The following is a 26,825-nucleotide window of genomic DNA, read 5'->3' on the forward strand; positions in this document are numbered from 1 at the left end:
GGGCGCCGCACGCGTACGCCGCCGACGCGTCCTCAGCGGGCTGATCAACGAATATTCCCAGGCTGCGTAGCCGAAACCGAGTTTTCGAACGGTACAGGCGCAGCCTTCGCGAGGAGTGCACCGACCGGCTGCTGATCTACCACAACGACACGCCCTCGCGGTGGTCGGCGAGTACGTGAACCACTTCAATAATCACCGGCCGCACCAAGGCCGGCAGCAGCTGCCGCCGAACCACGACCCTGCCGTCGTGATCGCGATGAATGCTCCCGTACGACGCCGGCGACGCCTCGGCCGCGTGATCAACGAGTACCACCGAGCAGCCTGACCTGATCTTCAAAGTACCAGCTCACGGCCACCACGGAGTTTCGGCACGGTACAGGCGCGCCGCGCCGTGTTCGCCTACCTCACCTACTACAACCACGACCGTCTACATTCGACGCTCAAACAGCGCACACCCCACGAAACCCGTATCTGCTACCGTCCACCCATCGCCCTGCGGCATGAAACTCCGGTGTCCGATCCCGGGGGTGGAACCTCAGTAAACGGGGGCCTAACCCCTGCCATCCGGGTCATGGGAGTTCGTGTCGGTGGGCGACTTGAAACCCCCCACTGGTAGTACCCATGCACAGCATGGGTACTCATGCGCCAAACATAGCAGGCTTGGGCCCAGCTCAGTCGGGATGCGGCGACGCGTCTCGCCTCGCACTGCACTACGCCTCGTCGACGAACCACCCATCATCCAGCTCATGCAGCAGAGGTCCGGGCGACGCCGGCCAACAGCGGCATGAACCGCTGCACCCACCGGTAGACCGTCACGTGGTCGACCTCGATGCCGCGCTCCGCGGGTCGCTTCTCACCGTCGTGATAGGACCGGCCCCAGCGCAGGTATACCGCACCACCCCCGCTACGGCCGGTCAGCCAGGGCACCTTGCGTGTGGACACCTTGAGCTCCCACCGCAGTCACGAGGCGATGCGGTGGCGCCTCGGGTCTTGGGTCAGCTCCTCAAGGACGACGGCGAGGGTGTCGGCCCAAGCGGCCACGGTGTCCGGCTCGAAGAGATCCGTGGAGTATTCGAAAGTCACTGTGACGCCGTCCGTGGTGGGTTGGCAGACGATGTAGAGCTCGGTTCTGGCGACGCCGGCCACCGCGGTGTTCTCGACGGTCGCCGTGAGGCCCGGCAGTTCGAGGCAGCCTGGGGGGTTGGTGACGACTGTGAAGAGGAGCTGCGGAGTTGTCAGATCGGTACCGAGTGCCTTGCCGACCTCCCGCAGCGACAATTCGTGGTGGTCGAGGGCCTCGAAGGTGCGTTCGCTGACCTGCCGGACCAGGTCGTCGAAGGTGAGGTCTTGGCGCAGTGTCGCCCGCACGAGCAACGCCTCACCTACCGGGCCCACGAGCCGGCTGTATTCGGACCGGGTCCGGCCGGCGTTGGAGAGGGCGATGACAAGATCATCGCATTTGCACAGTCGGCCGAGCCAGACGGTGAAGCCCGCGGTCAGCACGGCGGCCACGGTCGTTCCAGTCGCCTTCGCTGTCTGCCGGACCTGGGCGACCGTAGCTGCAGGCAGCTCGATGCGGTGCAGCGCGCCGGTGTCGGACAGTTTCTCCGGGCGCGACCGGTCGTAGGGCAGATCGAGGCGCAGCGGTACCCCGGCCAATGTCTGCTGCCAGTAACTGGTCAGGGCGTCACGGTTGGCCTCGACGCGGGCGGCACGCTCGCGTACGTAATCGGGATAGGACATCGCCGGTTCGAGCCGTGCTGTGGTTCCGGGCCGCGGAGCATAAAGCGCGGAGAGCTCGTCCCAGATCACGCTCATGGACCAGCCGTCGGTGATCAGGTGGTGCAGGCTGACTGCCAAAATCCAGCGCTGGTCGCCGAGGCGCGCTAGCCGCATTCGCCACAGCGGTGCCTGTCCCGGGTCGATCACGGCGCCGGTCTGCTCGGCGTACCAGTCGTCGACCAGATCGGGCCGGTCCGTCAGGTCATCGGCGGGTAGCTCCACGGGGACGGTGGCCAGGACCTGCTGGACGAGTGCGCCGCGGACGAGGGCGAAACGGGTCCGCAAGGCGGCATGCCGCTCGACCAGCCGAGTCAGGACCGCCCGCAACATGCCGACATCGAGCTCACCCTCGATGGTGATCCGGTAGGGCACGTTGTAGACGGCCGGGCGCGGGCTGGCCTGGTGGACGTGCCAGGCTCGCCACTGGAAACCGGAGACCGGGGCCGTGTCCGTCACCATCCGGTCCGCCAGCAGGCCGGCCATGGCCCGTACGCTCGGCGCACGGAACAGGTCCATCACCTTGATTTCCGCGCCGAGCTCGGCCCGGATCCGGTCAGCGAGCCCCACCGCGGACAACGAGTGCCCGCCGAGTGCGAAGAATGACGCGTCGACCGAGACTTCCGGCACCTCCAGCTGCCCGCACCACAGGTCGTGCAAAGTGCGTTCCAGGGCCGTCGTGGGCTCGGTGCGGAGGCCGTCGCTCCAGCCCGGCCCGGGCAGGGCCGCGCGGTCGAGCTTCCCGCTCGTGGTGGCCGGAAGTTCTGGCAGCGTGACCCAGGCTGTCGGAATGAGGTAGTCGGGCAGTGTGGGTGCGAGCCGCTGGGCCAGCAGGGTGCCCGGCACGTCGGCGGCCGTCCCGGCCGGGACCACGTAGCCGACCAGCCGGGTCTCCCCCTTCGGATCGGCGAGGGCGACGACGGCGGCGTCCCGTACCTCGGGCAGTCCGGTCAGCGCGCGCAGGGTCTCGCCGGGCTCTACCCGGTAGCCGCGAATCTTGACCTGGTCGTCGGTACGGCCGAGGTACTGCACGGACCCGTCGGGTAACCAGCGGCCTCGGTCTCGGGTGCGGTAGAGCCGCTTTCCGGGCGATGCGGGGTCGTCGACGAAGGCTGACGCCGTCTCCTGCGGCCGTCCGAGATAGCCCTGGGCGAGGCCGACGCCGCCGAGGAAGAGCTCGCCGACGGCGCCGGGCGGTAGGGGCCGCAGTCGCTCGTCGAGCACCTGGACCGTGACGTTGCCGATCGGGTGGCCGATCGGCGGCCGGTCCCCCGAAGCGGGGTCTACCCGCTGCACGGTGGCGATGATCGACGCTTCGGTGGGTCCATATTCGTTGTATAGGACGCAGTGGGGCCGGTCGGCTAGGAAGCGCCGGATCGCCGGGGTAAGCACCATCTCCTCACCAGCCGCGATGATCTCGCGCAGCGAGTGCATCCCGGTGGCGTTATCCAGCAGGTATCTCAAGGCCGTGAAGGTCATGAAGATCCGCTTGACCCGATGTTCTTCGAGAACGGATGCGATGACGGCCGGTTCGTAGCGGGCGTCGTCGGCGATCAGCACCAGTGCGGCGCCCGAGGCCAGGGTGGTGAAGATTTCCTGGACACTGACGTCGAAGCTGACCGAGACCCACTGCAGGGTCCGCAGTGCCGGCCGTTCGCGCTGGTACCAGGCGACGAGGTTGGCGGCGCCGCGGTGCGGGACCGCGACGCCCTTCGGCTGCCCGGTTGAGCCCGAGGTGTAGATGACATAGGCCGTGCGGTCCGGGTCGGACTCCACGCCCGGTGCATGATCTGCTCGGGCGTCGTCACCGGTTGCCGCGACGGAGGGCAATCCCAACTGCTCCGCTAGCTTCGCGTCGTCGGTGACCAGCGCGGTGGCACCGCTGTCGCGGACCAGAAAGATCGAGCGAGCCAGGGGTTGGTTCCGGTCGAGGGGCAGATACGCGGCCCCGGCCTTGAGTACGCCGAGCAGGGTAACGATCAGCTCGACGCCGCGGGGCAGGCACACGGCCACAAGCTTGCCGGTGGGTTCGCCGTGGTCGATCAGCCGCCAGGCCAGGGCGTTGGCACGCCGGTCCAGCTTGGCATAGGTGACCCGCACGTCGCCGTCGATCAGCGCGATCGCTTCGGGGCTTCGGGCTGCCTGCTCGTCGACCAGCTCATGCAGGCATTTGACGGTGCCGTCGAAACGGCTCCCTGACCAGCGGTCCATCAGCGCCCGATCAGCCTCGACCGGCGCGGTGAGCACGGCCGGGCCGGCCAGCGGCTCGGCGGACGCCCGCCGCAGCACCACCTCGACGTAACTCACCAGCCGCTGGACCGTGGCCTCGTCGAACAGATCGGTGTTGTATTCCACAGAGCACGTCAGGCCCAGGTTGTGCTGCGTCAGGTAGAAGGTGAGGTCCAGCGGAGCCCGGTCGCTGGGCACCTCGATCACGGTGATCCGCAGCCGGGACTGATCGAAGTCGATCTCTGTCGCGTTCTCGAACTCGACCATCACCTGAAACAGCGGGTTTCGGCTCGGATCACGGCTGGGGTTGACCGCCGTGACCATCTCGTCGAAGCCGATACCGGCGTGCGTGAACGCCTCGGTGCTGACCTCGCGAACACGTCGGGCCAGTCCGCCGAGGTCGGGGTCGCCCGAGAGGTCGATCCGCAGCGGCACCGAGTCGATGAAGAGCCCGATGAGGTCCTCGGTACCGGGCGGCCGGTTGGTCAGGGCTGTGCCGATCACCAGGTCATCCTGACCGCTGAAGCGGCCGAGCACCAGCGCGATGGCAGCCGACAGTGTCATGAAGGGTGTCACCTGCTGTTGGCGGCTGAACTGTCGGACAGCAGTGGCCAGCCGCTCGTCCCATTCCTGGACGAGCGCAGCGCCGCGGGCGGTCATCACCGGCGGGCGGGGCCGATCGGTGGGCAGTTGCAGGAGCGGAGCGGCCGCCAGGGTCCGTTGCCAGTGATCGCGGGCCGTGCTGCGGTGCTCAGGACCGGGGGATGTCGCGCGTACGTGGTCGTGGAAGGTGACCGGGAGCGCCGGAAGGCGGTCCGCGCGACCGCTATAGATGGCCGCCGCATCGCGAAGGAGTACAGCGGTCGACGACGAGTCGAAGATGATGTGGTGCACATAGACCACCAGCAGATGCCGGTGCTCGGCGAGGCGGACGATCCGCCAATGCAGCAGCGGCCCGGTGGCCAGGTCGATGCCCAGGACACCGAAGTCCCGCAGAGCCGCGCGGACGGCTTCCTCCGGTGAGCCGCCGGGCAGGTCGACCAGCGGGCACTGCGGCCCCGGCGTGTCCAGCACCACCTGCCGGACCTCGTTCTCCTCCTGCCGGAACACTGTCCGCAGGACCGGGTGCCGCTGCACCACCTGAGATAGAGCCTGTTGCAGGGCAGCGACGTCGAGAGGACCGTCGAACAGCACGGCCTTGGGCTCGTGGTAGCTGGTGCCGATCGGGTACGTCCGGTCCAGGAACCACATCCCGCGCTGCGCGGCCGACAGTGGCGCCGACGCGGCGTGCTCCCCGGATGCCTGGGCGGTGGGGCGCTGCTGCCGGCGCCGCACCGCATCGATGATCGGCAGGGACGCCGCCATCTGCTGGGCCGTGACGCCGAAGTCGACGAAGCAGGCGACCTCGTGAACGCCCAGCGCGGCGAGTCGGTCAAGGACAGGCTGCACCGAGTCGGGCGTACCGATCAATGCCCGTTCCTCGCAGTACCTTTCGTAGGCCTTGCCAAGGAGGAACTCCACGTCCTCCGGGGAGGAGTTCTCGTGGATGTTCATGCCGAGGCTGTTGGTGACCTGCCCGAACAGCGACAGGGACGAGCGCAAGTAGTCGCAGAAGGGGCGGTATGCCTCATCGCGGGCCTGGCGCAGGTCGTCGCCGAGGTAGGTGTGGACAAGGACCACTACCCGGCCGGTCCAAGGGTCGAGGCCGTGCTGGGCGCGCGTGCGGCGGTAAAGCGCGATGTTTTCCGCCAACTGGTCCAGCGACTGCGACATGAGGTTCGTGACCACGCCCAGGTCCGCGGCGGCGGCGGACCGGTAGCTGTCCGGGTTCGACACCACCGCCACGAAGAGCGGCGGCATATCCTGCACCGGACGGGGGAAAATGCGCAGATCGACGTCCTCACCGGACCCTGAACGCATGGATACGGCGGCGCCGGACCACAGGGCGCGCACGGTGTCGAGGCGCTCGTACATGAGGGATCTGTGATCACCATAGGCGTCGGGGTTCAGCGCGAAGTCGTTGGCGTGCCAGCCACTCGCCACGCACAGTCCCACCCGGCCACCAGAGAGGTTGTCGACCACTGACCATTCCTCGGCCACCCGTAGCGGATGGTGCAGCGGCAGAACGACGGAGCCCGCGTTGAGCCGGATGCGGGAAGTCTCCCGGGCCAGCGCAGCGGCCAGCACGACCGGGTTCGGGAAGAGCCCGCCGAAGGAGTGGAAATGCCGTTCCGGGAACCAGAGGCCGTGGAAGCCGTGCCGGTCGGCGAACTTCGCGGCCTCGACGATCGAACCGTATTTGTCGTCGTTGTTCTGGTCGGGGTAGTCGCCGAAGAAGTAGAGACTGAAGTCCAGCCCGCCGCTGGGCTCGTGCCGGGCCGGTACCGAGGGCTTCTTCGCCACCGGAGCCGGGGGCTTGTTCTCCGCCTTCTCCGCCTTCTCCGCCTTCTCCGCCTTCTCCGCCTTCTCCGCCTTCTCCGCCTTCTCCGCCGGTGGCTGTTGTTCCCGGCTCGGCAGGACGGTCGAGGTGGTACTGGCGGGGCTGCTGGTCCGCAGGGCCGCCAGTTGATCGCGCATGAGTGACGTCACCTGCTTGATCATCTGATCGGCGACCCGTAACTGCTCGGTGGCCAGCAAGATCACGGCATGTTCGCCGGCCGGCGACTCCTGGGTCGGCATCGTGTGCACCGGCGCCTCGGTCACCGGGCCGGGCGCCGGTAGCGCCTCGGAGAGATCCGGCGTCGGTAGCGCCTCGGGGATTCGGGAGCCGGCGGCGACGATTAGCGCAGTCAGGCGCTGGGGCGTGTCGGCGTCGGAGAAGAGCCGGCTGACGGCGATCTCGATGCCGAACGTCTGCCGGACCTGCTGGACCACTCGCAGCATGACGAGCGAGTCGGCGCCCTGTTCCAGGAACGTCACTTCCGGGCGTATCTCGGCAGGCTGCACCCCCAGCTGCGGCGCCACCAGGGTGCGAACGGCCGCGAGCACCCTATCGGGACGATCCTCCGCCTCGGCAACGGAAACCGCGGACGCGGCGACGGAGGACGGGGCGGGGCGGGCTGGTGTCCAGTGCTGCTTGTGCTGGAACGGGTAGAGCGGGAGGGCGATGCGCCGGCCGTCGACGGCTAGGGCTGCGGAGGAGAGAGGCCAGCCGTCGTGGTACAGCTCGGCGATGGCCAGCCGTACGGCCCGAACGGGCTCCACCGGGTGCTGGTGTCCCGCTGTCCATCGGCTTCCCCGTAGTGTCCGTCGGCCCAGCGCCGTGAGGACCGCGTCCGGTCCCAGGTCGAGGAAGCGGCGGCAGCCGGCCCTGGTGAGGGTGGTCAGCGCGGCGGAGAACCGGACCGTTTCGCGGGTCTGCCGGCGCAGGTAGGCCGCGTCGATGACGGTGCCCGGCGGCAGCAGCTCCCCCGTCAAGGTACTGGCGACCGGGATCCGTGTGGGCGTCACCGGTGTCGCGGCGACCCGGTCGGAGAAAGCGTCCAGCATCGGGTCGAGCAGCGAGGTGTGGAAGGCCCGGTCCACCGCCAGGCTACGGGTGACGATCTTCCGTTCGGCGAGCCAGTCGAGTGCCTGCCGGACAGCTTCCGCCGGGCCCGCGACAACGTACTCCTCGGGGCCGTTGGCAGCCGCCAATTCCACCGGTGTGGCTGCCAGCAACTCGGACAGTGTGCCGTGGGTGGTGAACACGGCTAGCATTTCGCCAGCCGCGGCGTCGTGTTCCATCAGGCGACCGCGCGCAATGACCAGTCGCAGTCCATCCGCGATGGTCAGCGCGCCCGCGACGCAAAGGGCGGCATACTCGCCGAGGCTATGTCCGACGACATGGCTGGGCTCGACGCCGAAGGAACGCCACATCCGGGCCAGCGCAACTTGGCAGGCGAACAGGGTCGGCTGGGCGGTCCCCGTGGTCGAAGGCGCTCCATCGCGTATAAGTGTCAGCAGGCTGCTACCGGTCTCCTGCGCGTATACCTGTTCGCACTCGTCCAAGACTGCCTTGACTTCGCCGAAGGTGTCGTAAAGGACGCCGGCTGCGCCGATACCGGGGCTTCCCTGGCCGCCGAAGGCGAATACCAGTGGTTCCGGGCCGCCGGCCGGAACCTCGGCGGCTACCGCCCGGCCGAGAGCCTGGGCAAGCTCGGCAGCGGTGTCACCGACCGCCGCGATCCGGTACCGATGATGCCGCCGGCCGAGCGCCGCCGTGGTCGTCAGGTCCGCGATCGACGTGTGCGGAAAGGCTGTCAGATGCGCCACCATCCGGTCAGTCAGCTCGCTGAGCGCGGCTGGGTTGGCTGCAGAAAGAGCTAGAACTCCAGGAGTTTCGCCGTCGCCCGCCCCGGCGGGCCGTTGCGGGGGCGGCGCCTCTTCCAGCACCACGTGAGCGTTGGTCCCGCCGACGCCGAGCGCGGTCACCCCGGCGCGGCGGGGGAAGCCTGCGGTCGTCCACTCCCGCAGCTCGGTCCCGAGTACGAGCGGTCCGCCCTCGAGGTCCAGTTCGGGACTGGGCTCGGTGAAGTTCGCCAGCGGTACCAGGGTCCGGTGTCGCAGCATCAGTACGGTCTTGATCAACCCGGCTAGGCCCGCGCAGGTGTCCAGGTGCCCGATGTTCGGCTTGACGGATCCGACGGTGCAGAACCCCACCTGGTCGGTACGCCGCCGCAACGCCTGCGCCGCCGCGCGTAGCTCGATCGGATCGCCGACGGGCGTGCCGGTGCCGTGCGCCTCCAGGTAAGTGATCGTTTCGGCGGGCACTCCGGCCCGGTCGAGAGCCTGCTCGATCACCTTGCTCTGCCCGGCGGAGCTTGGGGCGGTGTAGCCCACCTTGCCGTCGCCGTCGTTGTTGACGGCCGAACCCAGGATGACCGCGTGCACGGTGTCGCCGTCCGCCAGCGCCCGGTCGAGGCGCTTGAGGATGACCGCAGCCACCCCGTTGCCGCCCACCGTACCGTCGGCGGAGGCATCGAAGGCCCGGCATTGCCCGGTGGGCGACAGAATCGAGCCGGGGAAGCGCCGGTAGCCGCTCTCCTGGGGAACGTGGACCGCCGCGGCGCCCGCGATGGCCAGGTCGGCGTCGCCGGTGAGCAACGCCTGGCAGGCCAGGTGCACGGCCACCAGCGAGGTCGAGCAGGCGGTCTGCACGCCGATCGCCGGCCCGGTGAGCCCCAGCCGGTAGGCCACGCGGGTGGCGAAGAAGTCCGGCTCGGTGCCGATCGCCGTCTGCATCGCCGTCAGCGGGTCGCCGTCTTGTCCGGCGAGGAGGTTGCGCAGCAGGTAACTTTGGTGCGTGTAGAGGTTCATGCCGGCCCCGGCGAAGACTCCCACCCGGCCGCGGCCCTCCGGGCCCGCGTAGCCGGCGTCCTCCAGCGCATGGTGGCAGCATTCGAGAAACAGCCGGTGCGCCGGGTCGGTCGTCCGTGCCTCTTGCGGGCTGAGGCCGAAGAACTCAGCGTCGAAACCGTCGATCCCCGTGAGCGCTCCGGTCACCGGCACGAAGTCCGGGTGGTTGTATTCCGCGACGGAAAGCCCCCCTTCGGCGAGTTCCGTGGCGCTGAAGCGGCGCACGCTCGTGGCGCCGGCGACCAGGTTGGTCCAGAACTCGTCGACCGTTGCCGCCCCCGGCAGCCGCGCCGCGATGCCGATGATCGCCACCCGGTCGTCGCGCACCGGCGGGGCCGGCGGCGCGGACTCGGTTTGCTGCGCCGGTGTCGTCCCGGTCTCCCTGGTATGCCTGGCATCCAAGTAGGCGAGCAGCTCCGCCATCGACGGGTGCTCGAATATCGCCGACCGGGGGAAGGCTGTCTTCAGCTCTCGTTCAAGCTCGGCATGCAAACGTGCCAGGGTGATCGAATCGGCACCGGCCTCGTAGAAGGGGGCGGACTCGTCGGTACCGTCGCCTAGCACGGCGTGCAGGACCATGCGGGCAGCTTCGCGCCGCTTCCCCGCCGTGGGCGCCGCCTCCGGGCAGGGCCGGGCGTCGGTGACAGCGGGCCGGTAGGCGCCGTCGAGGTAGCGCCGGCGCAGGACTGAGCGCTGAATCTTGCCGCTCGCCGTTCTGGGGAATGCGTCCCGCGGCACCGCGACAGCACGCGCCGTCAGCCTCAACTGACGGAACACCCGGTCCCGTACGGCCAGCGCGACGGGGGCGGAACCGGCGACGTCGTCCGTGCCGAAGAACACCGTCAAAGCCTCCGAGCCGGTGGCGGCGTCGGGCACCCCGCAGGCGCCAACCAGCCCCGGCACGACACCGGGAACCGTCTCGATCATGGCCTCGACGCTGAGCGCGTAGTAGTTCGCGCCGTTGATGATGATGCGGTCACCCTCGCGGCCCGCCATGAATATCTGGCCGTCGTGGCAGAAAGCCAGGTCACCCGTCCTCAGCCAGCTCCGGCCCGACTCGGCATCGACAGCGAAGGCAGCGTCGTTCACCCCGGGATCACCGAGGTAGCCGGGCGTGACACGGGCCGAGCTGACCTGCAGTCGCCCGATGCGGTCCTCGAGTAGTACCTCGTCGTTCTCATCGACCACGCGTACCGCGGTGCCCGGTGCCGGCGCACCCACCGCGATGAAGTCAGTCACCTCGGCGGAATCGATGCCGTCATCGGCCGGCTGCAGCTCACCGGTCAGGCTTGCCGTCCGGACCCGGTGCAGGTTCGGGGCGAGACCGGGACGGGCGAAGGTCATCGCGGTGACCGTCTCCGTCATCCCCCAGCCCGGAAGGAAGGTCTCCGGCCGGATTCCGTACGCGGCCGTGGCCCGGAGGAATTCCTCGATCACCGGCGCGGTGATCTGCTCGCCGCCACTCACCAGCGTGCGGATGCTGGACAGGTCCCAGCTGCGGTCGGGGCAGTGCGCCAGTGCCTGGGTCACCATCCGGTAGGCGAAGTTCGGGGCCCAGGTGTGGCCGACCCGATGCTCTTCGATCAGGTCCAGCCAGAGCAGCGGATCGGCGGTCACGGCGTGTGTGGGCAGGTGAACTTGGGTACACCCCACAAAGACGGCGAGCAGGTGGTAGAGCAGGAATGCCCCACTGTGGTCCAGCGGCAGCCAGTTCAGCGTGGTCTCTCCGGGCCGCAGCGGCAGCATCGTGGGTGTTGCCGCGGCGAACTCCAGCAGCCCTTGCTCGGTGAGCTGGATGAGCTTTGCATTGCCCGTGCTGCCCGACGACATCATCAGCATTGCGGTGCCGGAGGTGTCGGTGGCGGGCAGATCGAAGGTCGGGGCAGCGGACCCGGCCGCGGCATTGTCGACGAGGCGCGTGCCCGCACCCAGATCCAGGAGGACCGACGAATCGCACAGGATCAGCGGGTCGCCCAGCAGCGCGCAGACCCGGTCCAGCCGCCGCGCCTCGCCGGCATCTGTCGGTCCGTCCGGATGGGCCATCAGTACTGGGCGCATCCCGCCGAGAGCGCAAGCCCAGAATCCGGCGAAGTACTCCAGCGGGTCGCCCGAACCGTAGATGACGATGTAGTCGCCTGCCGCCGCCCCGTGCTCACGCAGGACGGTGAGCAGCCGGCGAGCTCGATCGAGCAGCTCCGGATAGGTCACCGTCGTGGCCTGCCCTGCCCCCCGCGCGGACACCACTGCGGCACCGGAGTGCCTGCCGGCGGCACGAAGCAAGGCTCCGGGAAGGCTGCGAGGCTGGTCGTCGCTGAACGGCACGGGCTCGGCCAAGTAGATCGCTCGCTGTTGCTCCGACACGGTTATCTCCCCGAGTGATGCGATGTGTGAACGGTCGTGACGGCCGGCTGTTCAGCATCGGTGCCGTCGGCGGACGAACAGGTACGAGCAAGCCGCGAGGACGACTGAGCCGTGGAATACGCTCACCACGACCACGGGCTTCGCGACGTCCAGCAGTACGGCGCTGACGACCATCCCGGAGGCCAGTCCGAGGGTCTCCACCGAGGCGGAAGCCCCGAACAGCAGCCCCCTGATGTTGTCGGGGCTGTCCTGCAAGCGCGTGGTGTAGAACAGTTCCGCCGCGCCATCAGTGAACCCCGCGATCAGCGCTGGTATGAGAAAGAACGGCCAGGGCAGACCGGTGAAGCTGGCGATGAACGCCACCGAGGCCAGACCGATCGCCATGGCGTAGGCGTTGCCCCCTGGTTCCCGGCCGGTGCGTCTCAGCCACCACGCCAACGCCTGATACACGGACAGGCTGCCGACCGCCCAGGCAGTCCAGAACTGACTGAGCCAGACAGCCGGGTCTCCCGAGCCGGTGTGCCCGGCGAAGACGGGTAGGGCGACATTGTGCGAGGCCGAGCCCCAGCCTTCGACGCCCCGAAGTGCCAGCAGGACGGCCAGCGTCGGTGACGTCGCCAGCACTACTTTCAGCACGCTGCGCAGGGCGGATGTCGATGCCGGACCGGCGGTCTTCCCCGTAGCCCGGAACGACAGCGGCAAAGACAGCAGGATTACCGCGGACACCACAAAACTCGCCGCGTTGACGGCGAACGCCGCCCGATAGCCGACGGCTGTAACGAGCGGGCCCGCGGCGGCGAAGCCGAGCACCATGGCAAAAGACTTGGCCGTCACCAGATAACCGTTGCCCCGGATCCGGGCAGCGGGGCCAACAAGATCCGGCACGCTGGTACGCAGCGCCACCGTAAACAGAGTGTTGCCCGCCCCGAGAACCACTGCGACACCCAGCAGCATCGGAGCATGCACGCTCGGTGGGCTGACCAGCAGCGCCACCATCGCGAGCGCCTGCGCGACGTCGGCGCAGACCATGACCCTCCGACGGTCCGCATGAGCGGCCAGGCGGCCCGCGACAGGCCCTGCAAGAAATCCGGCGGCAAGCCGAACCGCCATGAGCAACCCGGTCCACAAGGCGCTGCCGCTGAGCTGGAAGACATACAGGTTGACGGCGACCAGATTTAGAAAATTCCCGAAGGTGGAGACGCCAAACCCCGCGGCGAGAACACCGAACTGCCGCAAATCACGGGCGCCGGTAACCAGTTCCGTCACGCCTCTGGCGCAAACTGATCCGTGCGCATAGAGCGCGGCGGCACCACCGAGCCGAGCCGCCGCTCCGACGCCCGGCGCCAGACGTGAACCGCCGCGAGTGTGTCCTGCACGGCGAGACCGACGGACTTGAAGTGGGTCACCTCGCCGGGTGTGCCGGAATGCCCAGGTAGCCGGCCGAGTAGAATCTCGCCGATCTCGGCGCGGGTGTCGCCGGGGGCGAAGGCGCCCTCGGTGATCGCGGTCAGCAGGTCGCCGGCATTGTGCAGCGCGGCCTGCCGGCCGTCCACGAACACCTCGGCTCGCCGGACCAGGTCGCTGGCCAATTCGCGTATGCGCGGTAAAGAAGCGCCGACGGCATTGACATGTGCGCCGTCGCTGACGTCGGCGGCGGCCAGCCCGGGGGCCTTGGCCTCGGCCACCATCGCCGCCGCAGCGGCCTGCTCGGGCGACAACTGCCGCCCGTCCTCAGCGTTCTTCTTCCGCGGACTCACGAAGCTCGATGTCATCACTCACAGTGCCCATCCCGCCGGACCTCAGCCCGGCGTGTCGGGCCGAAAGCACCGTTCGTGGCACAGTCCCCGTCTTGATATCGCACACGCATCCTTTTGTCCGAACACCAACCGGCTACGACCCGTCGTGGGCCTTTAGCACACGTCATTTCCCGCCGGGTGGGGCAGCAGGAAAATCGATTGCCATGCGGCGAGCCACACAGTCCATCAGCGAGCTGGCCCGAGGAACTTCCGCGTCGTCGGTCGGCCCGGCAGGCACGAAGCGGGTGCCGGAGAACTCGGCAACGTATTCCGACAGCGGGGCACCGGCCTTGAGCCCTTCCGACACGGCAGTGCTCAGAGCATCCATCAGGCCCGCCAGCGTCGAGCCTTGCTTCGCGATTTTGACCGTCACCTCCGCGAGGCCGCCACCGGCGTCCTTCCACACGATGAGGTACCCCTTCTCACCGTCGACGCTGAATCGCGTCGTCCACCCACCGCGGATTCGCGGCGTCCCGCCGCTTCTGTCATTCCACACGGTGAGCGGCACGCCGGACGGTTACGAACATCAACAGGGAAGCAACCAGGATCCACACGAATCCGGTCACCGCCTCCAGCAGCAGCAGGCGGCTGTCCCACCCCTCGCCCGTCAGGTGTTTCCCCACCGCGCCCATGAGGTGGGAGAGCGGCACAATCTCGGTCAGCGGTTGCAGAAAACCCGGCAGCCGCTGGGGCGGGATCAGTACTCCGGACAGCACCATGAGCACCAGCTCGGCGGCATTGGGCCCGAGGAAAAGATCCTCCACGACAAAGGCCAACGCGCCCAGAAACAGTCCCAGCCCGCACGCGCCGACCATCGCGAGGGCAAGAACTCCCATGAATGGAACGATGCCGATCGGCCATGATCGGTAGAGCGCGCAGCATACGAGGTAGGTGCAGAGACCTCCGAGATAGCCGTCGGCGATGTGCGGAATCGCGCGCCGGCAGACGGCCGCCAACTTCTGCTCCGGCGTCGCCAGCCAGATACGAAGAGTTCCGAATGAGCGCTCGTTACCGACCGACAGCGCCATTCCATACAGCACCGCACCCACGCCGGCCAGGAGGCTGGAACCGATCAGCACTCGAGAGGTGTCGGTGGAGTAAAAGCTGCCGATGGAGGTGAAAACGATCGCCATCCCGACAGGTCGCACCAGCCGGGAACTGATGTAGCCGATCGGATTGAGCCAGGTGAACAGCGCCCGATAGGACAGGGCCGCGTTACGAAGCACCGCTATCATCGGTCAAACCTCCAGTGGGAGTGCCCGCCGGCGAGCGACAAACTCCACTCGGCGAATCAGAGCCGCGACAATTCCCCCGTAGATCGCCGTCAGAGCCACGGCGACTGCCAATTCGTTCCAGGAACCACCGCGCACCCAGCCCATGACATGTGCCTGGGGCAGGAACAGGGAGATCTCCCGCAAGCCGCTCGGCAACGCGGAGCGCGGCACCAGCAGCGCAGAGATGGCCAGGACCAGGCCGGTGAGGCCGTTGGTCATACCGGAGGAGAAGGGAAACCGGAGGATCACTACCGCGAGTAGCCCGGCGACAGCAGCTGTCGCGAAGGCGAGCAGCACCCCGCCCACTGCCCAGCGACCCCAGTCGAAGCTGTCGTCGACGCCCCACAACACCACGAGCAGGATGAGCGTGCCGGGCAGCGCCGTGAGGGACTGGAGCGCTATACCGGACAGCCGGCCGAGGATGACGGGCGTGAGACCCTGCGGACTACCGAGTGCCGCCTGCAGCGTCTTCCATTGCTTTTCTCCCATCAGGCTGAAGACGACCAGCACGATGATGGAGTCCAGCATGCCGATTCCGGCCGATCCGACAGCTAAGTCGCTCATGAGGCCGACATCCTTGCCACCGGCGGTGGCGTTGCTGTGGATGATGAAGCCGAAAACGCACGGCATCGCCAGGGTGGAGAAGATCGCCATCGGACTCGAGGCGTGCATGCGCAACTGGTCCACGACGGACCGTACATAGGTCATGTTCATGAGGTAGCCGCCATCTCGAGGAAGACCTCCTCTAGCGTGGGCGGTGTCACCGACACGCTGGCCGTCCGGTTCGGGAACCGGTCAAGCACCCAGCGCACCGCGGCGGCCCCGTCAACCGCACGCAACGTCACCGTCGCGCCGTCCCGCTTCATGCTCAGGATGCCCGGCAACGGCCACGGCTCCTCCGGGATGTCCCCGTTCACGAACACGACCTGGACGGTGTTGCCCATGCGCTCGGCCGCGCCCAGGCGAAGCTCTGAGGCCGTCGACTCGGCCTGGACCCGACCGGCCTTCATCAGGATGATCCGGTCGCTGAGCTCCTCCGCCTCACGCATGTCGTGCGTGGTGAGCAGGATGCTGCGGCCCTCGTTGGACAGGCGGTCGACCAAGTTGCGCATGGACGCGGCCGACTGAGGGTCGAGCCCCGCAGATGGCTCGTCCAGTATGAGGATGGGCGGGTCGTGCATGAGCGATCGAGCCAGGTGCAGGCGCTGCTTCATACCCCGCGAGAAGGATCCGACAAGATCTTTCGCCCGGTCCTCGAGATCGACCGAACGCAGCATCTCGCCGACTCGCGCCTCAAGCTTGTCGCCGCGCAGGGCGTACATGTTGCCGAAGAAGACGAGGTTCTGCCGGGCGGTGAGCCGCGGATAGAGCCCGGTGTCCCCACCGAGGCTGAAGCCACAGGCCATCGCCGCTCGACGGCGATCCTTCACGACGTCATGGCCGTCGAGACGGATGCTGCCCGCCTCGGGGAGCAGGAGACCCGTCATCATCTTGACCAACGTGGTCTTGCCGGCACCATTGGGACCGAGCACCGAGACCAGTTCCCCGGGTTGGACGGTAAAAGTGACCTCGTCCACCGCCCGGCGTACCGTCTTATCCTTCGCCACAAAGTCGCGGCACACGGCGGCAACTTCGATCCCGCGTCTCAACGAGGACATCCGCTCTCCTATGTGGATCAGCTACTGGCAAGGGACATGGTCAGTGGGGATCCGCCGACGGAGTAGAGACCGGGATGATATGTGACGACGTCGCCGACGGCCCGCACCGCACCGAGGATCCGCGCCGGGTCACCGTCCAGTATCAGAGGGAGGTAGCTCTCGGCGAGCTCACCGTCCACCGCCCGTACCGCGCGAAGCCGGAACGCCAAGTGGCCGCTGGAGCGATGATTTTCCACACCGAGAGGCTGCGCATCGACGACTACGCACCGATCGCCGGCCCAGAAATCAGCCCCTGTCGCCGTCGGTCCGAGACGGACGTTGGTCACACCGACCTGGGGATACCCGTAGCCCGCGTCCCAGACCGCGGAGCCTGTCAGCCGATCCCCCGCACCGTCGCCCGCAGTGGATCCGAGCCGCGTCACCGTTGGATTCTGCTGTCCCCGCCTCGTCACCAGTTCCCGGGTTCCGGTAGGGGTGCCCTCGCAGTCGAAGGCATGGGTCGACCAGCCGTCTATCTCTCGCCCGCACTCAAGGATCTCGAGGCCGTCAGGAAGACCTTCCGGCATGGGATTTCGTAGCAACGAACTGACAATGGCCCGGAGCAATTGAGCGGTAGCAGAGGGCAGGAACGTTACTTCTTCACCGTGGAAGGCGGCCGATGACGGCTGGAGACCACCCGCGAGAAGCGCGCCGTCCCGGCCCAGCCCCGCCACATCCATGCGGTCCAGGGAAGTGGCGTAGCAGGACAGCACCGCAGCCGATTCTCCCGCGGCGACCACCACCTCTAGCTCGACGCCTTGACACACGCTGATGCCCCACGATCCGCCGGAATCCGTGTAGGCGGCCTCCCGGAGCACGTCCGATATCTGAACTCGGCGGACCTTCCGGCCGGAACCGGCTCCTGTGGCCAACACGTCCACCAGGAAATGTGGATCCGCGGCCAGGGCGGCTAGATCGGTACGCTCGACAGCGTTGCGCCAGTTCACCGGGCCATCTTCGGGGTTCTGATGCAAGGTCCGGTCGGTCATCGGTCGCCGGCAACGACTCCGAGGAAGCAGGTCGCGTCCTGCCCTCAGGAAGTCCGTCGCTGCTGTACCGCCGAGTTCGGGTGCGTTGACATACAGTCCGTTGTCCCCCCGGGTCAGCAGGATGTAGCCATCACGGCGATCCTTCTGCAGGACGGACTGCTTGCCGCCGCGGCCGTCGAGCACGAGGCGATGGCGCACGCTGCGGTGCTGATAACTGAAGGCGCGCTCACCTGTTCGCAGGCCGCTCGTGACAGCTTGCGTCCCCGCCAGCAGTTCATCCGCCCGTTCGGTCAGCCGCTTCACGCCGACAGCCAGTCGAGCGCGGCGAAACGGATGGAGGGAGAATAGATGCCGATGCCCACCAGTTGGCCCTGTTTCCCGCAGGTGATGTTGTCCCCACCGAAGTCGGTACCGATACCTTCTATCCTGCCGAGGATCCGCACCGCGTCACCGGTCAGGCTCACGTCACGCACCGGTGATCTGGAACCGTCAGGGCCGATGAAGGTGCAGTCGATCGCGGCAAACGTGAACACGCCCGTGACTAGGTTGATCATGCCTGCGCCAAGAGAACCGACGTGCAGGACTCCTTCGGTGGAGTCCTCGAGAAGTCGTGCGGGATCTTCGGGGCCAGGAAGCACGACCGTGTTGCTCGCCCGTGGGATGGCCAGTTCGCGGAAGTCCTGGCGTCGGCCGTTCGGGGTCCGGGTGTAGCCGTTGCGCCGCGCTACCCGAAAGGACGTCAGCGGGGTGCCGATCTCGCCGTTCTCCACCAGGGTGGTCGCCCGCGCGACCATACCTTCGTCGTCGAAGTCGAACGACCCGAACCCGTGCGGCACCGTCGGATCGTCGCGCATGGTCAGAAGAGCCGGAACCGCATTCGGTCTGCACAGGTTCGCCAAGTACGTGCTCCCGAGCGAAAAGTTGTCCCCTTCGAGGGCATGCCCGATGAGCTCGTGCAGGAACCCGGCGCCCGCGGAGGGACCGAACACCACTGGTGTTCGACGCCGGCCACGGACTGCGGCACTGGCCGTCGCGTGGGCGCGCGCTTGTGCAACTCGGACAAGCTCCCGGCTCTCCGCAAGTGACACGTCCACCTGTTCTCGCCGGAATCTGCGACTCAGACCACGGTAGCCGCGGCCGCCGACCGTCATGGTTGTCTCGACACGGTGACGCAGAGTCCGAGTCGTCTGGCTTGAGTGAGCCCCGTCGGTGTCGACGACCGCAGCCGTGCGCAGGACGAAGTCTTCGACGGAACGCACAGAGCAGGCACGGTCTGTGGCAATCGGTAGCCAGTCTTCGGGAGCCAGCGGGAGAAAGCCGATGGTCGTGGGCATCTCGGTCCACTCAAGGCTGGGTCGGTCATCGGGGGCCCCGCACCACTGGGAAAGTGCCGGCACTTCCCTCGACGAGAAGGCCCTGCGTCGCCACCGCCCGCCGGCTTCGCGGATCAGGCAACCGAGCCCCGCGAGAGGCTCCAGGCCTGTCGCAATGGCCTCGCCGTCCCGGCACTCCCATCGCGCTTGGAGACTGAATTCGGCAAAAACCTGTGCGTAGTCGGCCACCGGACGGCAGTTGGCCAGCGCCCGCCGTGCGATCTCGAGGACCTGCCCCGCACCGGCCTCGATGTCGTCCGCGAGAGTCATGAGTCGAAGCAGCCTGGCTCAGGCGACCGTAAAGAGGGCGTGACGCGCCGTGCTGACCAGATCCTTACTGGTCAGTGCCGCCACGATCCCTGCCACTCGGCTTTCCGTGAGATCCTTGAGCGTGGGAATCACCTCGGCGAGCCGCTCGACATCGGCCGCAATCGCATCGACCGGACGTCCGTTGCACAGTGCCCACACGAAGGCAACGTGCTCCTTCAGGACGACCTGACGGTTGAGTTCCCGGTGCAGCAGAACGCCCTCATCGACACGAAGGACACTGAAGGCGGGATTACGCCATACGCCATCCGGCCGCTCATTGGCTTCCCAGCACGGCCAGTGCTCGAGCGACACGCCGGCGTGGCCCATCAAGTGGCTTGCAACCAGACTGCTCTGGGCGAAGAACATCAGGTCCGCGGCCGCCCGCTGTCCGCCGGCAGTCCAGACGCCCTTCTGGAAGTCGGTGAAACGCTGCATGGGAAAGCCCTGAAGGGGGATCCGCGACAGCTGCTTGTAGACCCACTTGGTGCTGTAGTAGAGATCTCCTGATGCCGCCGTCACTGCCTTGCCGGCATGCGCTACGAGGCCTTGGCCGGCGAAGGCGGCAGTTTCGAGATCATCATCAGCAACGGCACCGACGAAGTCCTCCAGGTATCCGTTCACGGCGATCGCCGCGTTGTTCATGGCAAGGCGCGTAACAGCGTGTAACGAGTCGGCGACGCTATTGCGTAGATCGGCAAGCCCGGGCGACGCCACGATGGATTGGGACGAGTTTAGTCGGGCGACGAAGTCCAGACCGGTCGCCAGTTTTCGCAAGCGTGCAAGATCTTCTCGGTGCAGCCGGAAGCCGATCACCTCGTCGACGATGGCACGGGCCTCGGTCAGGGTGAACCACTCGGCGTCCACACGGTGTCCGCCGATGTTGTACTGGGTTACGGCGGGCGACACGGCGTCCGCATCGACGAGTACGAACAGATCCGCGTCACTTGTCGGGTTACCCAGCCCGGCGGTGAGGCTACCCGCCACATACACCGAATCGATCGACGACCGTTCAGCGGCGAGTGCCAGCCCGAGTTCGCAAGCTGCTTTGAGCTTCTGCTCGATGAGAGCGCGTTCCATGCCCGTCTCCTCCATGACGTGGCGAGGGCTCAACGCCCCCGCCACGATCCATCAGATGTTGCCGATGTTGCCGATGTTGCCGATGTTGCCGATGTTGCCGACGTTGCCGACGTTGCCGACGTTGCCGACGTTGCCGACGTTGCCGACGTTGCCGACGTTGCCGACGTTCTCGTCGGCAACCATCTCATCCTCGGAATCGAACTCGACGATGTCCTCGTCGACCGTGATCACGTTTGCCTGCTCCATTTTGTTCACCTCCTCGTGCGGATAGCGCCCACCCAGGCGCCCCTTCGGACTCCGCGGATGCGGAAACCGCCACAGGCATTGCCATGGTTCGGTGCGGCCGACCGGCCGTGAATGCAAACAAGAACGCAGCCACAAGCCGCAGAAATCAGAGAGTCCTTGTTCAGCAGGTGAAATACAAAAGTCCCGTTTACTCGTGCGGCCACACCATACATCGGCTGTGCGCGGCAAAGAAGCGTTACCAGTAGTCACTTCTCGGCATTCACTCCCCGATGAGGCGGGCTCGAAGATCAACATATCCACACGTTCACAGCGGTGTCAAGTGTAAAACGACTCCCTCCACAGTGGTGCGGGTCATTCTACGAAAGCGCCGGCTCCCGCGCTGCCCCCAAGGAAGAGACACCAGTCATACGGCACCGGCTTCGCTGCCCAAGAAGAACTAGTCATACCGCAACCGATGCCGCTACCCCACCGCATGCGACCAGCAATACATAGGACCTGGTCAAAGCCATTTTCGCGAGAGGCCTTGTAGCTGCATGATCACTTGTGGTTGACTACGAGCTCTTGTTGAACGGGGGAGCACATCATAAGGAACAACCATGAACAGGTCGGGGCCGCGGACCCACCGATGCGTTCGCCGCGGTTGCCGGGACGACAGCGCCAAGCACCGCTCGGACCAGCGCAAACAGCTGATTGACCAGCGCGTCATGCGCTGACGGCCAGCGCGTCTTGGCCAGCAGCTCGCCGTAGCGGGCCGTACTTGGGCGTAGCAACTCGACACGCGAAACGCCGGCCGGATGGCCCGACGCCGCCAGCCCCATTGCCACGAGCCCGGTCTCCGGGCGTTCGTTCGCAGTGGCTCAATGGACGGGTCCGTTTTGCTGTCGCGCGTCGTCGACGATGTATTCGTCGATGACTTCGGCGGCTCATGCTGCCCTGTCCACAATTCAGCGCGAGCTTTATCTGAATGCTGCGCGAGGAATGAAAGAGACCATGTTCCTGAATCGAGATCTGGTAGAAGAGTACATCAAGGACGGCTTTATCGGCTGGGACGGTGAACTGAGACGCGACTCTTTGCTGCTGCGCCTCGGCGATCGCGTTCAGCCGATGGCATCCGATCCACCCGAGTTGGTCGATCTCACAGACCAACACCAGATTGATGCAATGTACGGTGAAACGCAAGTGGGGTGGGAGCAATTCAGGCTAGCGCGAGGCCGCCTTGCCCTGTTTCATGCCGACTGTTCCATGGCCCTGCCCGGCGATATCGGCGGTTTCATCGGCGGGTTGAGTCACATGGCGCGACTAGGCCTTACCGTTCATCTCGACACCCCGATCGTCGACGCGGGTTTCACGGGCGTCCTTACTGTCGAGATGTTCAACGCCGGCCCCAGTGACGTCATTCTCCGGCCCGGCATGCCGGTCGCCAAGGTCATCCTTTACCGATTGGGTGAGAGTGCCTCAGCCGAGCGATACAAGCATGTTTTCTATGGCGCTGAGCAGCATCTTGGCAGCAAGTACGCCTCCGAATTCTTCCCCTCGACCTTTGCGGAGACTGCACATGATTGACTGCGCCTTCTGTGACGAGTTCGCCCAGCCGTTCGACGACACGTGGCTCGTCGCCCGGACGGACCAGCGCGTGGTACTGCCGACCATCGGGTGCCTCCGCGAGGGCTACCTGCTCTACATGCCGGCCGACCACACCCTCGCGTTCGCCGACCTGGACCGCGACATCCTCTCGTCGTGCTCCGAGGACCTCGACTCCCTGCGAGCCCAGCTGCACGAGCGATACGGGCCGATGATCATCGCCGAGCACGGCCCGCGGGAGTGCGATCTGGGAGCCGGTTGCTGCGATCACGCCCACATGCACCTAATCCCGATCCCCGATCCGGCGCAGGTGCTTGATCAGTACGTGGCGCGCGGCGGCCCGCAGCCTCGCTTCGACAATCTCGCGGATTGTCTCGCCTCGATCCAGGAGGCGTACGTCTACGTCTCGCCGGAGCCCGGCGCCCACTACGTGTGGCCTGCTCAGGGATTCCCTCGGCAGTGGGTACGTAGAGTCTGCGCGGAGATCCACGGCAAGACCGCCGAATGGGATTGGCGGGACCACTCTTTCACCCCCGAGAGGCGACGGACGTACGAAGCGCTGAAGGGTAATCTCACGCTGCCGTCTGCACTGGTCTCACAGCCTTGACAACCGTGCCGATGTACGCACCGATCCTCTCGCTGCTCGACGCCGACACGGCTCGCGCGATGTCACGAGATCGGCGTTGGCCGAAATGGTCGACGCAGTGCCTGATGAGCAGCCTCGGGCTGCCGACGCTTGATGCCTGCCTTGTCACTCCCGAGGAGAGTGAGTCGGCCGGCCTTATCGCCGAGCAGTTCGCGCGGATCCACGACACCGACTCGGTGATGGTCCGCTCGGACGGTGGGATCGAGACGTCCACCTATCTTCGGGGCGGTCACACGCTGCCTGTGTCGCAAGCAGCCGAATGGGCACGATCTGTGCTTGCACACGGCAGGGCGGCGCTGTTCCTTGAGCCAACCAATCGCTTCACCAACGCCCTTACCGCGATGATGCGAATCGATCGGACGAACGCCCAGCACACCGGGGGTCAGCTGACCGTCGAGCTGCTGGGCGCAGGGTTCGACCTTGCCGACCTCGCAAGATCAGGCATACCGCCTCATGCGCGCCTCGAGGTTCACGGCATCGACTGGGAGCGGCCCGGACAGTTGTGGCCGTCCGACATCGTCGCCACGATGGTGGACTCGCCAACGGCCGATCGGATCGAGGCAAGACTCGCCTTCATCGGTTCCCACTGCCTGCCGGAGCGGGGCCGGCCAGGCGGTGCCGACGCTGCCGACGAAGGCCGGAATTGGGTTCAGCAAATGGGTTACACCCAGCTCTTCCAGCCATTCGATCTGGGAGCCGCGGTACATCACCTTCCCGCCTGGTACGCGGACGCGTATTCCATCGTCGCGGGACTCGCCGACCAGAGTTGGGACTGCGTCGCGACAGGCTGGTCGGACCTCGGTACCGGCCGCAACGTCTACTGGGACGTCATTGACGGGGGACGGAAGTATGTCAAGCACCATTGAGGCACCGCAGCAAGCCACGATGTACTTCGACTATCAGGCGACGACACCCGTCGATACTGAGGTGTTGAACGCCATGCTTCCGTACTTCTCCGTCGGATTCGGCAACGCGGACTCGCGGCACGGGCATGGTCAGATCGCCGCCGACGCCGTCACGACGGCCCGCGAACAGGTCGCGGCTCTGCTCGGGGCGGCCGACCCTGACGAGATCGTCTTCTCCTCGGGTGCCACCGAGAGCAACGCCATCGCACTCAGGACGCTGCTGTCCGACGGTCGCGGAAGTCACCTGATCACGTCCTCGATCGAGCATCCCTCGATTCTCCGGCTGGCTTCGGAGTTCGAACGCCAAGGTGGCAGGGTGACCCTACTGCGCGTCGACCGTTACGGGCAGGTGGACTCCGCGGAAGTGGCGGCCGCGATCGGCCCCGACACCAGACTCGTCTCGGTGATGCACGCCAACAACGAGATCGGCACGGTCCAGCCGATCGCGGAGATCGGTCAGATCTGCCGGGCAGCCGGTGTGCCTCTGCACTCCGATATGACCCAGACAGCGGGGATCCTGCCCATCGATGTGGAGAAATTCGGAGTCGATCTAGCGTCGCTCTCGGCGCACAAGTTCTACGGTCCGAAGGGCGTTGGCGCACTCTACATCCGGGAGTCGTCCGGGCTACGGTCCCAGCCCGGGCGCCGGGAGGCGGGACTGCGGCCGGGCACGCTCAATGTTCCGGGCATCGTGGGCCTAGGTCGCGCCGCGCTCATCTCGCGGCTACGGAAGGACGCCGATGCGACCGAGTCCACAGCGCTTCGCTCCGCCTTTTTCGACGATCTGTCCCGGTCGATTCCCGAGGCGATCCTGAACGGTCATCCGCAGCGGCGTGTCCCGGGCAATCTCAGCGTTTCCGTCCCCGGGGTCGAGATGGACGAGGTCCTTCGGAGGGTCCCCGGCCTCGGCCTTGCGACGGGCTCGGCCTGCACCGCCGGGCGAACTGAACCTTCGCATGTCCTGACCGCGATCGGCCTGTCCCGGCGACTGAGCAGGGCGACCCTGCGGATCGGATTCGGGCGCGGTACCCGCAGCCAGGATTGCAGCGCATGCCTCGATACCCTGGTGCCGCTCTTGATCGCGTCCCGCATTAAGAACCTAGATTGATGACCCACCATCCACACAGAAACGGCACAAGATGTTCCTGACATTCGAGGGGATCGACGGTTCCGGGAAGACGACGCTCTCCTCGGCGGTGGCGCAACGACTGCGGGAGCGCGGTAACCACGTCGTCCTCTTCCACAAGAAGAGCGTTCCGCCGGGAGTGGATCCCTACGTCGAAAGGCACCTGAAGACGCTCGGCCGGCTGCTCTGGGACGATGCCGACAGACAGCCGATCCATCTGCTGGGCAACGACCACTGGGTCCGGATCATGGCAGCCTACTTCGCCGCCACTACGGAAACGGTGATCAGACCGGCATTGAGCGATGGCGCCATCGTCGTGACGGACAACTGGTACTACAAGTTCATCGCGCGCATGACGATCAACACAGCTCATCCACGCCACGACTTCGACGATGTCTTCGGGGCCCTGGATCGTCCGTCGAGAACCTTCTTCCTGGACGTCGACCCGGAAGCAGCCGCCGTCCGGAAGGGACATTTCACCCAAGGTGAGGTCGGCAAGCACCAGCGCGACGGCGCCGATACTGCGGACGGCTTCGTCCATTACCAGACGAAGGTCGCCGCGTTCTACCGCGACCTGGCCAGTGAGCAGGGATGGGACGTCATCTCGCCAGGACTGCGCACTCCGGCCGAGTTGGCCGAGGTCGTCGTCGACAGCCTGGACAGGGTGCGATGACACCGGGACACCTCCTGGTCGCCGGTCTCAATCTCCGCAAGGGCCTGGCGAACGCGACGCGCCGGCCCCGGTTCTTGAGGTGGCTGATCGAGGTGTCGCCGGACATTCTGCTGATACAGGAGACACAGTCGGCGCAGGCCGCGAACCAAGCCGTCATTCCGGGCTACCGGCGCATCGCGGGTGATCTGTCGTTGACGTCATGGGCCAGGGACGGCGTCGCGGCGCGTCCGGTAGGTGCTGCCAGGTGGTATCAGACGCTAGAAGCGCACGGTCGTCTGATCGGCAACGTGCACCTGTCACCGTCGTCGGGGCGCGAACGAGCCGACCAACTGAGCCAATTGCTTGAGGCGAACAAGCCCGGACAAGAACTCGACCTGCTTGCCGGCGACTTCAACCTCGCGCCGCGGCGACAGGACGGGATCTTCGGGGATCGACTCAGCACCTTCACCAGTGGCGCGGAGCGATCGGCATTCCGCGCTCTGCTGGACGGAGGCGGGCTGGTGGACGTGCTCGCAGAAGGAGAGCAGGAATTCACCTTCGAACGGCAGCTGCGGTCACAGACATCGTCCTTCCGCTGCGATCTCGCCCTCCTGCGCCAAGGGATCGCCGAACGATCCGTTGCGGCTTACGACCATTCCCCTCGCTCCAGCTTCTCGGATCACTCCGCCGTCCTGGTCAGCATTCCCGTCGGCGCCGGCCGTGTGCCGGCACGACCGGAAGACGACCCTGCCACCGCCGTGCCCGCACACACAGCGATGCGCAGGAGCACGGCGTCTCCGTGGGCCCAATGGGTGGCGACAGCCCTGGCTCCCAAGGCGGCCGGCGGCCGTGTTCTGGATTTCGGTTGCGGTCATGGCCGTGACGTCCGCTTCTACAACGAATCGGGATTCCACGCCGTCGGTTACGACACGGATCCGATGTTCGCCGCGGCACTACCCCCCGAAGGCACATTCCCGGTCATCACCATGCTGTTCGTTCTGAACACCATCGCGTCCCCGAAGCAACGTCTGGCCGCGTTGCGGCAAGCCACCGCTCATCTGGACGACGACGGTGTCCTGCTCGTCGCTACTCGTTCGCCGCAGGAGGTCGAGCGACAAGCTTCGACGCGGAGCTGGGATGCGGTAGGCGACGGGTACTGGTCCAGCAGAGCGCGGCGCACATTTCAACGTGGCATCGGCACGGAAGAGTTGCGCCACCTCGGTGTCTGCGGTGGCCTGACCGTCTCGGCGCAATTGCCGAAGCGTTCCTGGCCGGTAGGCGCCTCCGCTCTGCTCTTCCGGCTTCGCGACGCGCAGCGCGGTCGCCCAACTGCCGGCCGCCGGCCGGCAGCCACAGGAGTCCTCACGACGTCGATGGCGGACACGCTGTTCTGACGCGCATTCACCATTCCTGACCTACCCACCGTCACTCATGTAGGAGCAGACCGG

General features: G+C 66.6%; 17 protein-coding genes and 2 pseudogenes. 7 read left to right on the forward strand and 12 right to left on the reverse strand.

Translation table 11 applies throughout. From position 1 onward, the window contains the following. Window positions 1-388 precede the first annotated feature (388 nt). Window positions 389-616 (forward strand): annotated as a pseudogene (locus tag DMB66_RS65980) (hypothetical protein); the annotation flags it as partial. Window positions 617-716: 100 nt separating this feature from the next. Here the strand turns inward: DMB66_RS65980 and DMB66_RS62670 are convergent. The 12 genes and pseudogenes from DMB66_RS62670 to DMB66_RS62675 form a co-directional block, all read right to left on the reverse strand. After that, window positions 717-942: pseudogene (locus tag DMB66_RS62670) on the reverse strand (hypothetical protein); the annotation flags it as partial. Between the two features lie 18 nt (window positions 943-960). Further along, window positions 961-11,706, reverse strand: a complete 10,746-nt coding sequence (locus tag DMB66_RS23070) for a non-ribosomal peptide synthetase/type I polyketide synthase (protein WP_199752583.1) — start codon at window positions 11,704-11,706, stop codon at window positions 961-963. Between the two features lie 51 nt (window positions 11,707-11,757). After that, a complete protein-coding gene (locus tag DMB66_RS23075; RefSeq protein WP_158647328.1) occupies window positions 11,758-12,972 on the reverse strand; it encodes an MFS transporter in 1,215 nt (404 codons plus the stop codon). Further along, window positions 12,969-13,463, reverse strand: a complete 495-nt coding sequence (locus tag DMB66_RS23080; protein WP_158647329.1) for a hypothetical protein — start codon at window positions 13,461-13,463, stop codon at window positions 12,969-12,971. The genes DMB66_RS23075 and DMB66_RS23080 overlap by 4 nt, the downstream gene beginning before the upstream one ends. 163 nt (window positions 13,464-13,626) lie before the next feature. Continuing rightward, window positions 13,627-14,010 carry a hypothetical protein gene (locus DMB66_RS23085; RefSeq protein ID WP_125806205.1) on the reverse strand — a complete coding sequence of 128 codons (384 nt, stop codon included), beginning with the start codon at window positions 14,008-14,010 and terminating at the stop codon, window positions 13,627-13,629. After that, window positions 13,988-14,737: an ABC transporter permease gene (locus DMB66_RS23090; protein WP_125806206.1), complete on the reverse strand. Its 750-nt coding sequence runs from the start codon at window positions 14,735-14,737 to the stop codon at window positions 13,988-13,990. Before DMB66_RS23090 ends, DMB66_RS23085 begins: the two co-directional genes overlap by 23 nt. Before the next feature lie 3 nt (window positions 14,738-14,740). Continuing rightward, entirely contained in the window at window positions 14,741-15,490 is a 750-nt protein-coding gene (locus tag DMB66_RS23095; RefSeq protein ID WP_125806207.1) for an ABC transporter permease, read from the reverse strand. Beyond that, complete coding sequence (locus tag DMB66_RS23100; protein WP_233624787.1) at window positions 15,487-16,353, reverse strand: ABC transporter ATP-binding protein; 867 nt, start codon at window positions 16,351-16,353, stop codon at window positions 15,487-15,489. Before DMB66_RS23100 ends, DMB66_RS23095 begins: the two co-directional genes overlap by 4 nt. Before the next feature lie 98 nt (window positions 16,354-16,451). After that, the gene (locus DMB66_RS23105; RefSeq protein ID WP_125806209.1) at window positions 16,452-17,765 is read right to left on the reverse strand and encodes a metallopeptidase TldD-related protein; all 1,314 of its coding nucleotides are present in this window, start codon (window positions 17,763-17,765) and stop codon (window positions 16,452-16,454) included. Then, window positions 17,762-19,105 (reverse strand): TldD/PmbA family protein, encoded by a 1,344-nt coding sequence (locus DMB66_RS23110; protein ID WP_125806210.1) that lies wholly within the window; start codon window positions 19,103-19,105, stop codon window positions 17,762-17,764. The genes DMB66_RS23105 and DMB66_RS23110 overlap by 4 nt, the downstream gene beginning before the upstream one ends. 18 nt (window positions 19,106-19,123) lie before the next feature. Then, window positions 19,124-20,221, reverse strand: a complete 1,098-nt coding sequence (locus DMB66_RS23115; RefSeq protein ID WP_158647330.1) for a nucleotidyltransferase domain-containing protein — start codon at window positions 20,219-20,221, stop codon at window positions 19,124-19,126. 51 nt (window positions 20,222-20,272) lie between these two features. Beyond that, the gene (locus DMB66_RS62675) at window positions 20,273-20,761 is read right to left on the reverse strand and encodes a hypothetical protein (RefSeq protein WP_125806212.1); all 489 of its coding nucleotides are present in this window, start codon (window positions 20,759-20,761) and stop codon (window positions 20,273-20,275) included. 615 nt (window positions 20,762-21,376) lie between these two features. Here DMB66_RS62675 and DMB66_RS23125 point away from each other — a divergent pair. From DMB66_RS23125 to DMB66_RS23145, 6 genes are read left to right on the forward strand one after another with little or no spacing between them, the layout of a single operon-like run. Then, the gene (locus DMB66_RS23125) at window positions 21,377-22,030 is read left to right on the forward strand and encodes a hypothetical protein (RefSeq protein ID WP_158647332.1); all 654 of its coding nucleotides are present in this window, start codon (window positions 21,377-21,379) and stop codon (window positions 22,028-22,030) included. Continuing rightward, window positions 22,023-22,655 (forward strand): hypothetical protein, encoded by a 633-nt coding sequence (locus DMB66_RS23130; protein ID WP_125806214.1) that lies wholly within the window; start codon window positions 22,023-22,025, stop codon window positions 22,653-22,655. The genes DMB66_RS23125 and DMB66_RS23130 overlap by 8 nt, the downstream gene beginning before the upstream one ends. 11 nt (window positions 22,656-22,666) lie before the next feature. Further along, complete coding sequence (locus DMB66_RS61315; RefSeq protein ID WP_158647333.1) at window positions 22,667-23,560, forward strand: hypothetical protein; 894 nt, start codon at window positions 22,667-22,669, stop codon at window positions 23,558-23,560. Then, a complete protein-coding gene (locus DMB66_RS23135) occupies window positions 23,544-24,707 on the forward strand; it encodes a cysteine desulfurase family protein (protein ID WP_158647334.1) in 1,164 nt (387 codons plus the stop codon). The genes DMB66_RS61315 and DMB66_RS23135 overlap by 17 nt, the downstream gene beginning before the upstream one ends. Window positions 24,708-24,738: 31 nt before the next feature. Then, complete coding sequence (locus tag DMB66_RS23140; RefSeq protein WP_125806216.1) at window positions 24,739-25,398, forward strand: dTMP kinase; 660 nt, start codon at window positions 24,739-24,741, stop codon at window positions 25,396-25,398. Further along, on the forward strand, window positions 25,395-26,771 hold the full coding sequence (locus tag DMB66_RS23145; protein WP_158647335.1) for a methyltransferase domain-containing protein: 1,377 nt from the start codon (window positions 25,395-25,397) through the stop codon (window positions 26,769-26,771). Before DMB66_RS23140 ends, DMB66_RS23145 begins: the two co-directional genes overlap by 4 nt. The last annotated feature ends 54 nt before the right edge of the window (window positions 26,772-26,825 follow it).

The sequence above is a fragment of the Actinoplanes sp. ATCC 53533 genome (genome assembly GCF_003947245.1).

Bases quoted from the DNA above. Each gene is read 5' to 3' on its own strand.
- DMB66_RS23115 (WP_158647330.1), bottom strand. From the start codon at position 20,221: ATGGAACGCGCTCTCATCGAGCAGAAGCTCAAAGCAGCTTGCGAACTC.
- DMB66_RS23095 (WP_125806207.1), bottom strand. From the start codon at position 15,490: ATGAACATGACCTATGTACGGTCCGTCGTGGACCAGTTGCGCATGCAC.
- DMB66_RS23110 (WP_125806210.1), bottom strand. From the start codon at position 19,105: ATGACTCTCGCGGACGACATCGAGGCCGGTGCGGGGCAGGTCCTCGAG.
- DMB66_RS23125 (WP_158647332.1), top strand. From the start codon at position 21,377: ATGACTTCGGCGGCTCATGCTGCCCTGTCCACAATTCAGCGCGAGCTT.
- DMB66_RS61315 (WP_158647333.1), top strand. From the start codon at position 22,667: ATGTACGCACCGATCCTCTCGCTGCTCGACGCCGACACGGCTCGCGCG.
- DMB66_RS23135 (WP_158647334.1), top strand. From the start codon at position 23,544: ATGTCAAGCACCATTGAGGCACCGCAGCAAGCCACGATGTACTTCGAC.
- DMB66_RS23130 (WP_125806214.1), top strand. From the start codon at position 22,023: ATGATTGACTGCGCCTTCTGTGACGAGTTCGCCCAGCCGTTCGACGAC.
- DMB66_RS23140 (WP_125806216.1), top strand. From the start codon at position 24,739: ATGTTCCTGACATTCGAGGGGATCGACGGTTCCGGGAAGACGACGCTC.
- DMB66_RS23145 (WP_158647335.1), top strand. From the start codon at position 25,395: ATGACACCGGGACACCTCCTGGTCGCCGGTCTCAATCTCCGCAAGGGC.
- DMB66_RS62675 (WP_125806212.1), bottom strand. From the start codon at position 20,761: ATGTTGATCTTCGAGCCCGCCTCATCGGGGAGTGAATGCCGAGAAGTG.
- DMB66_RS23090 (WP_125806206.1), bottom strand. From the start codon at position 14,737: ATGATAGCGGTGCTTCGTAACGCGGCCCTGTCCTATCGGGCGCTGTTC.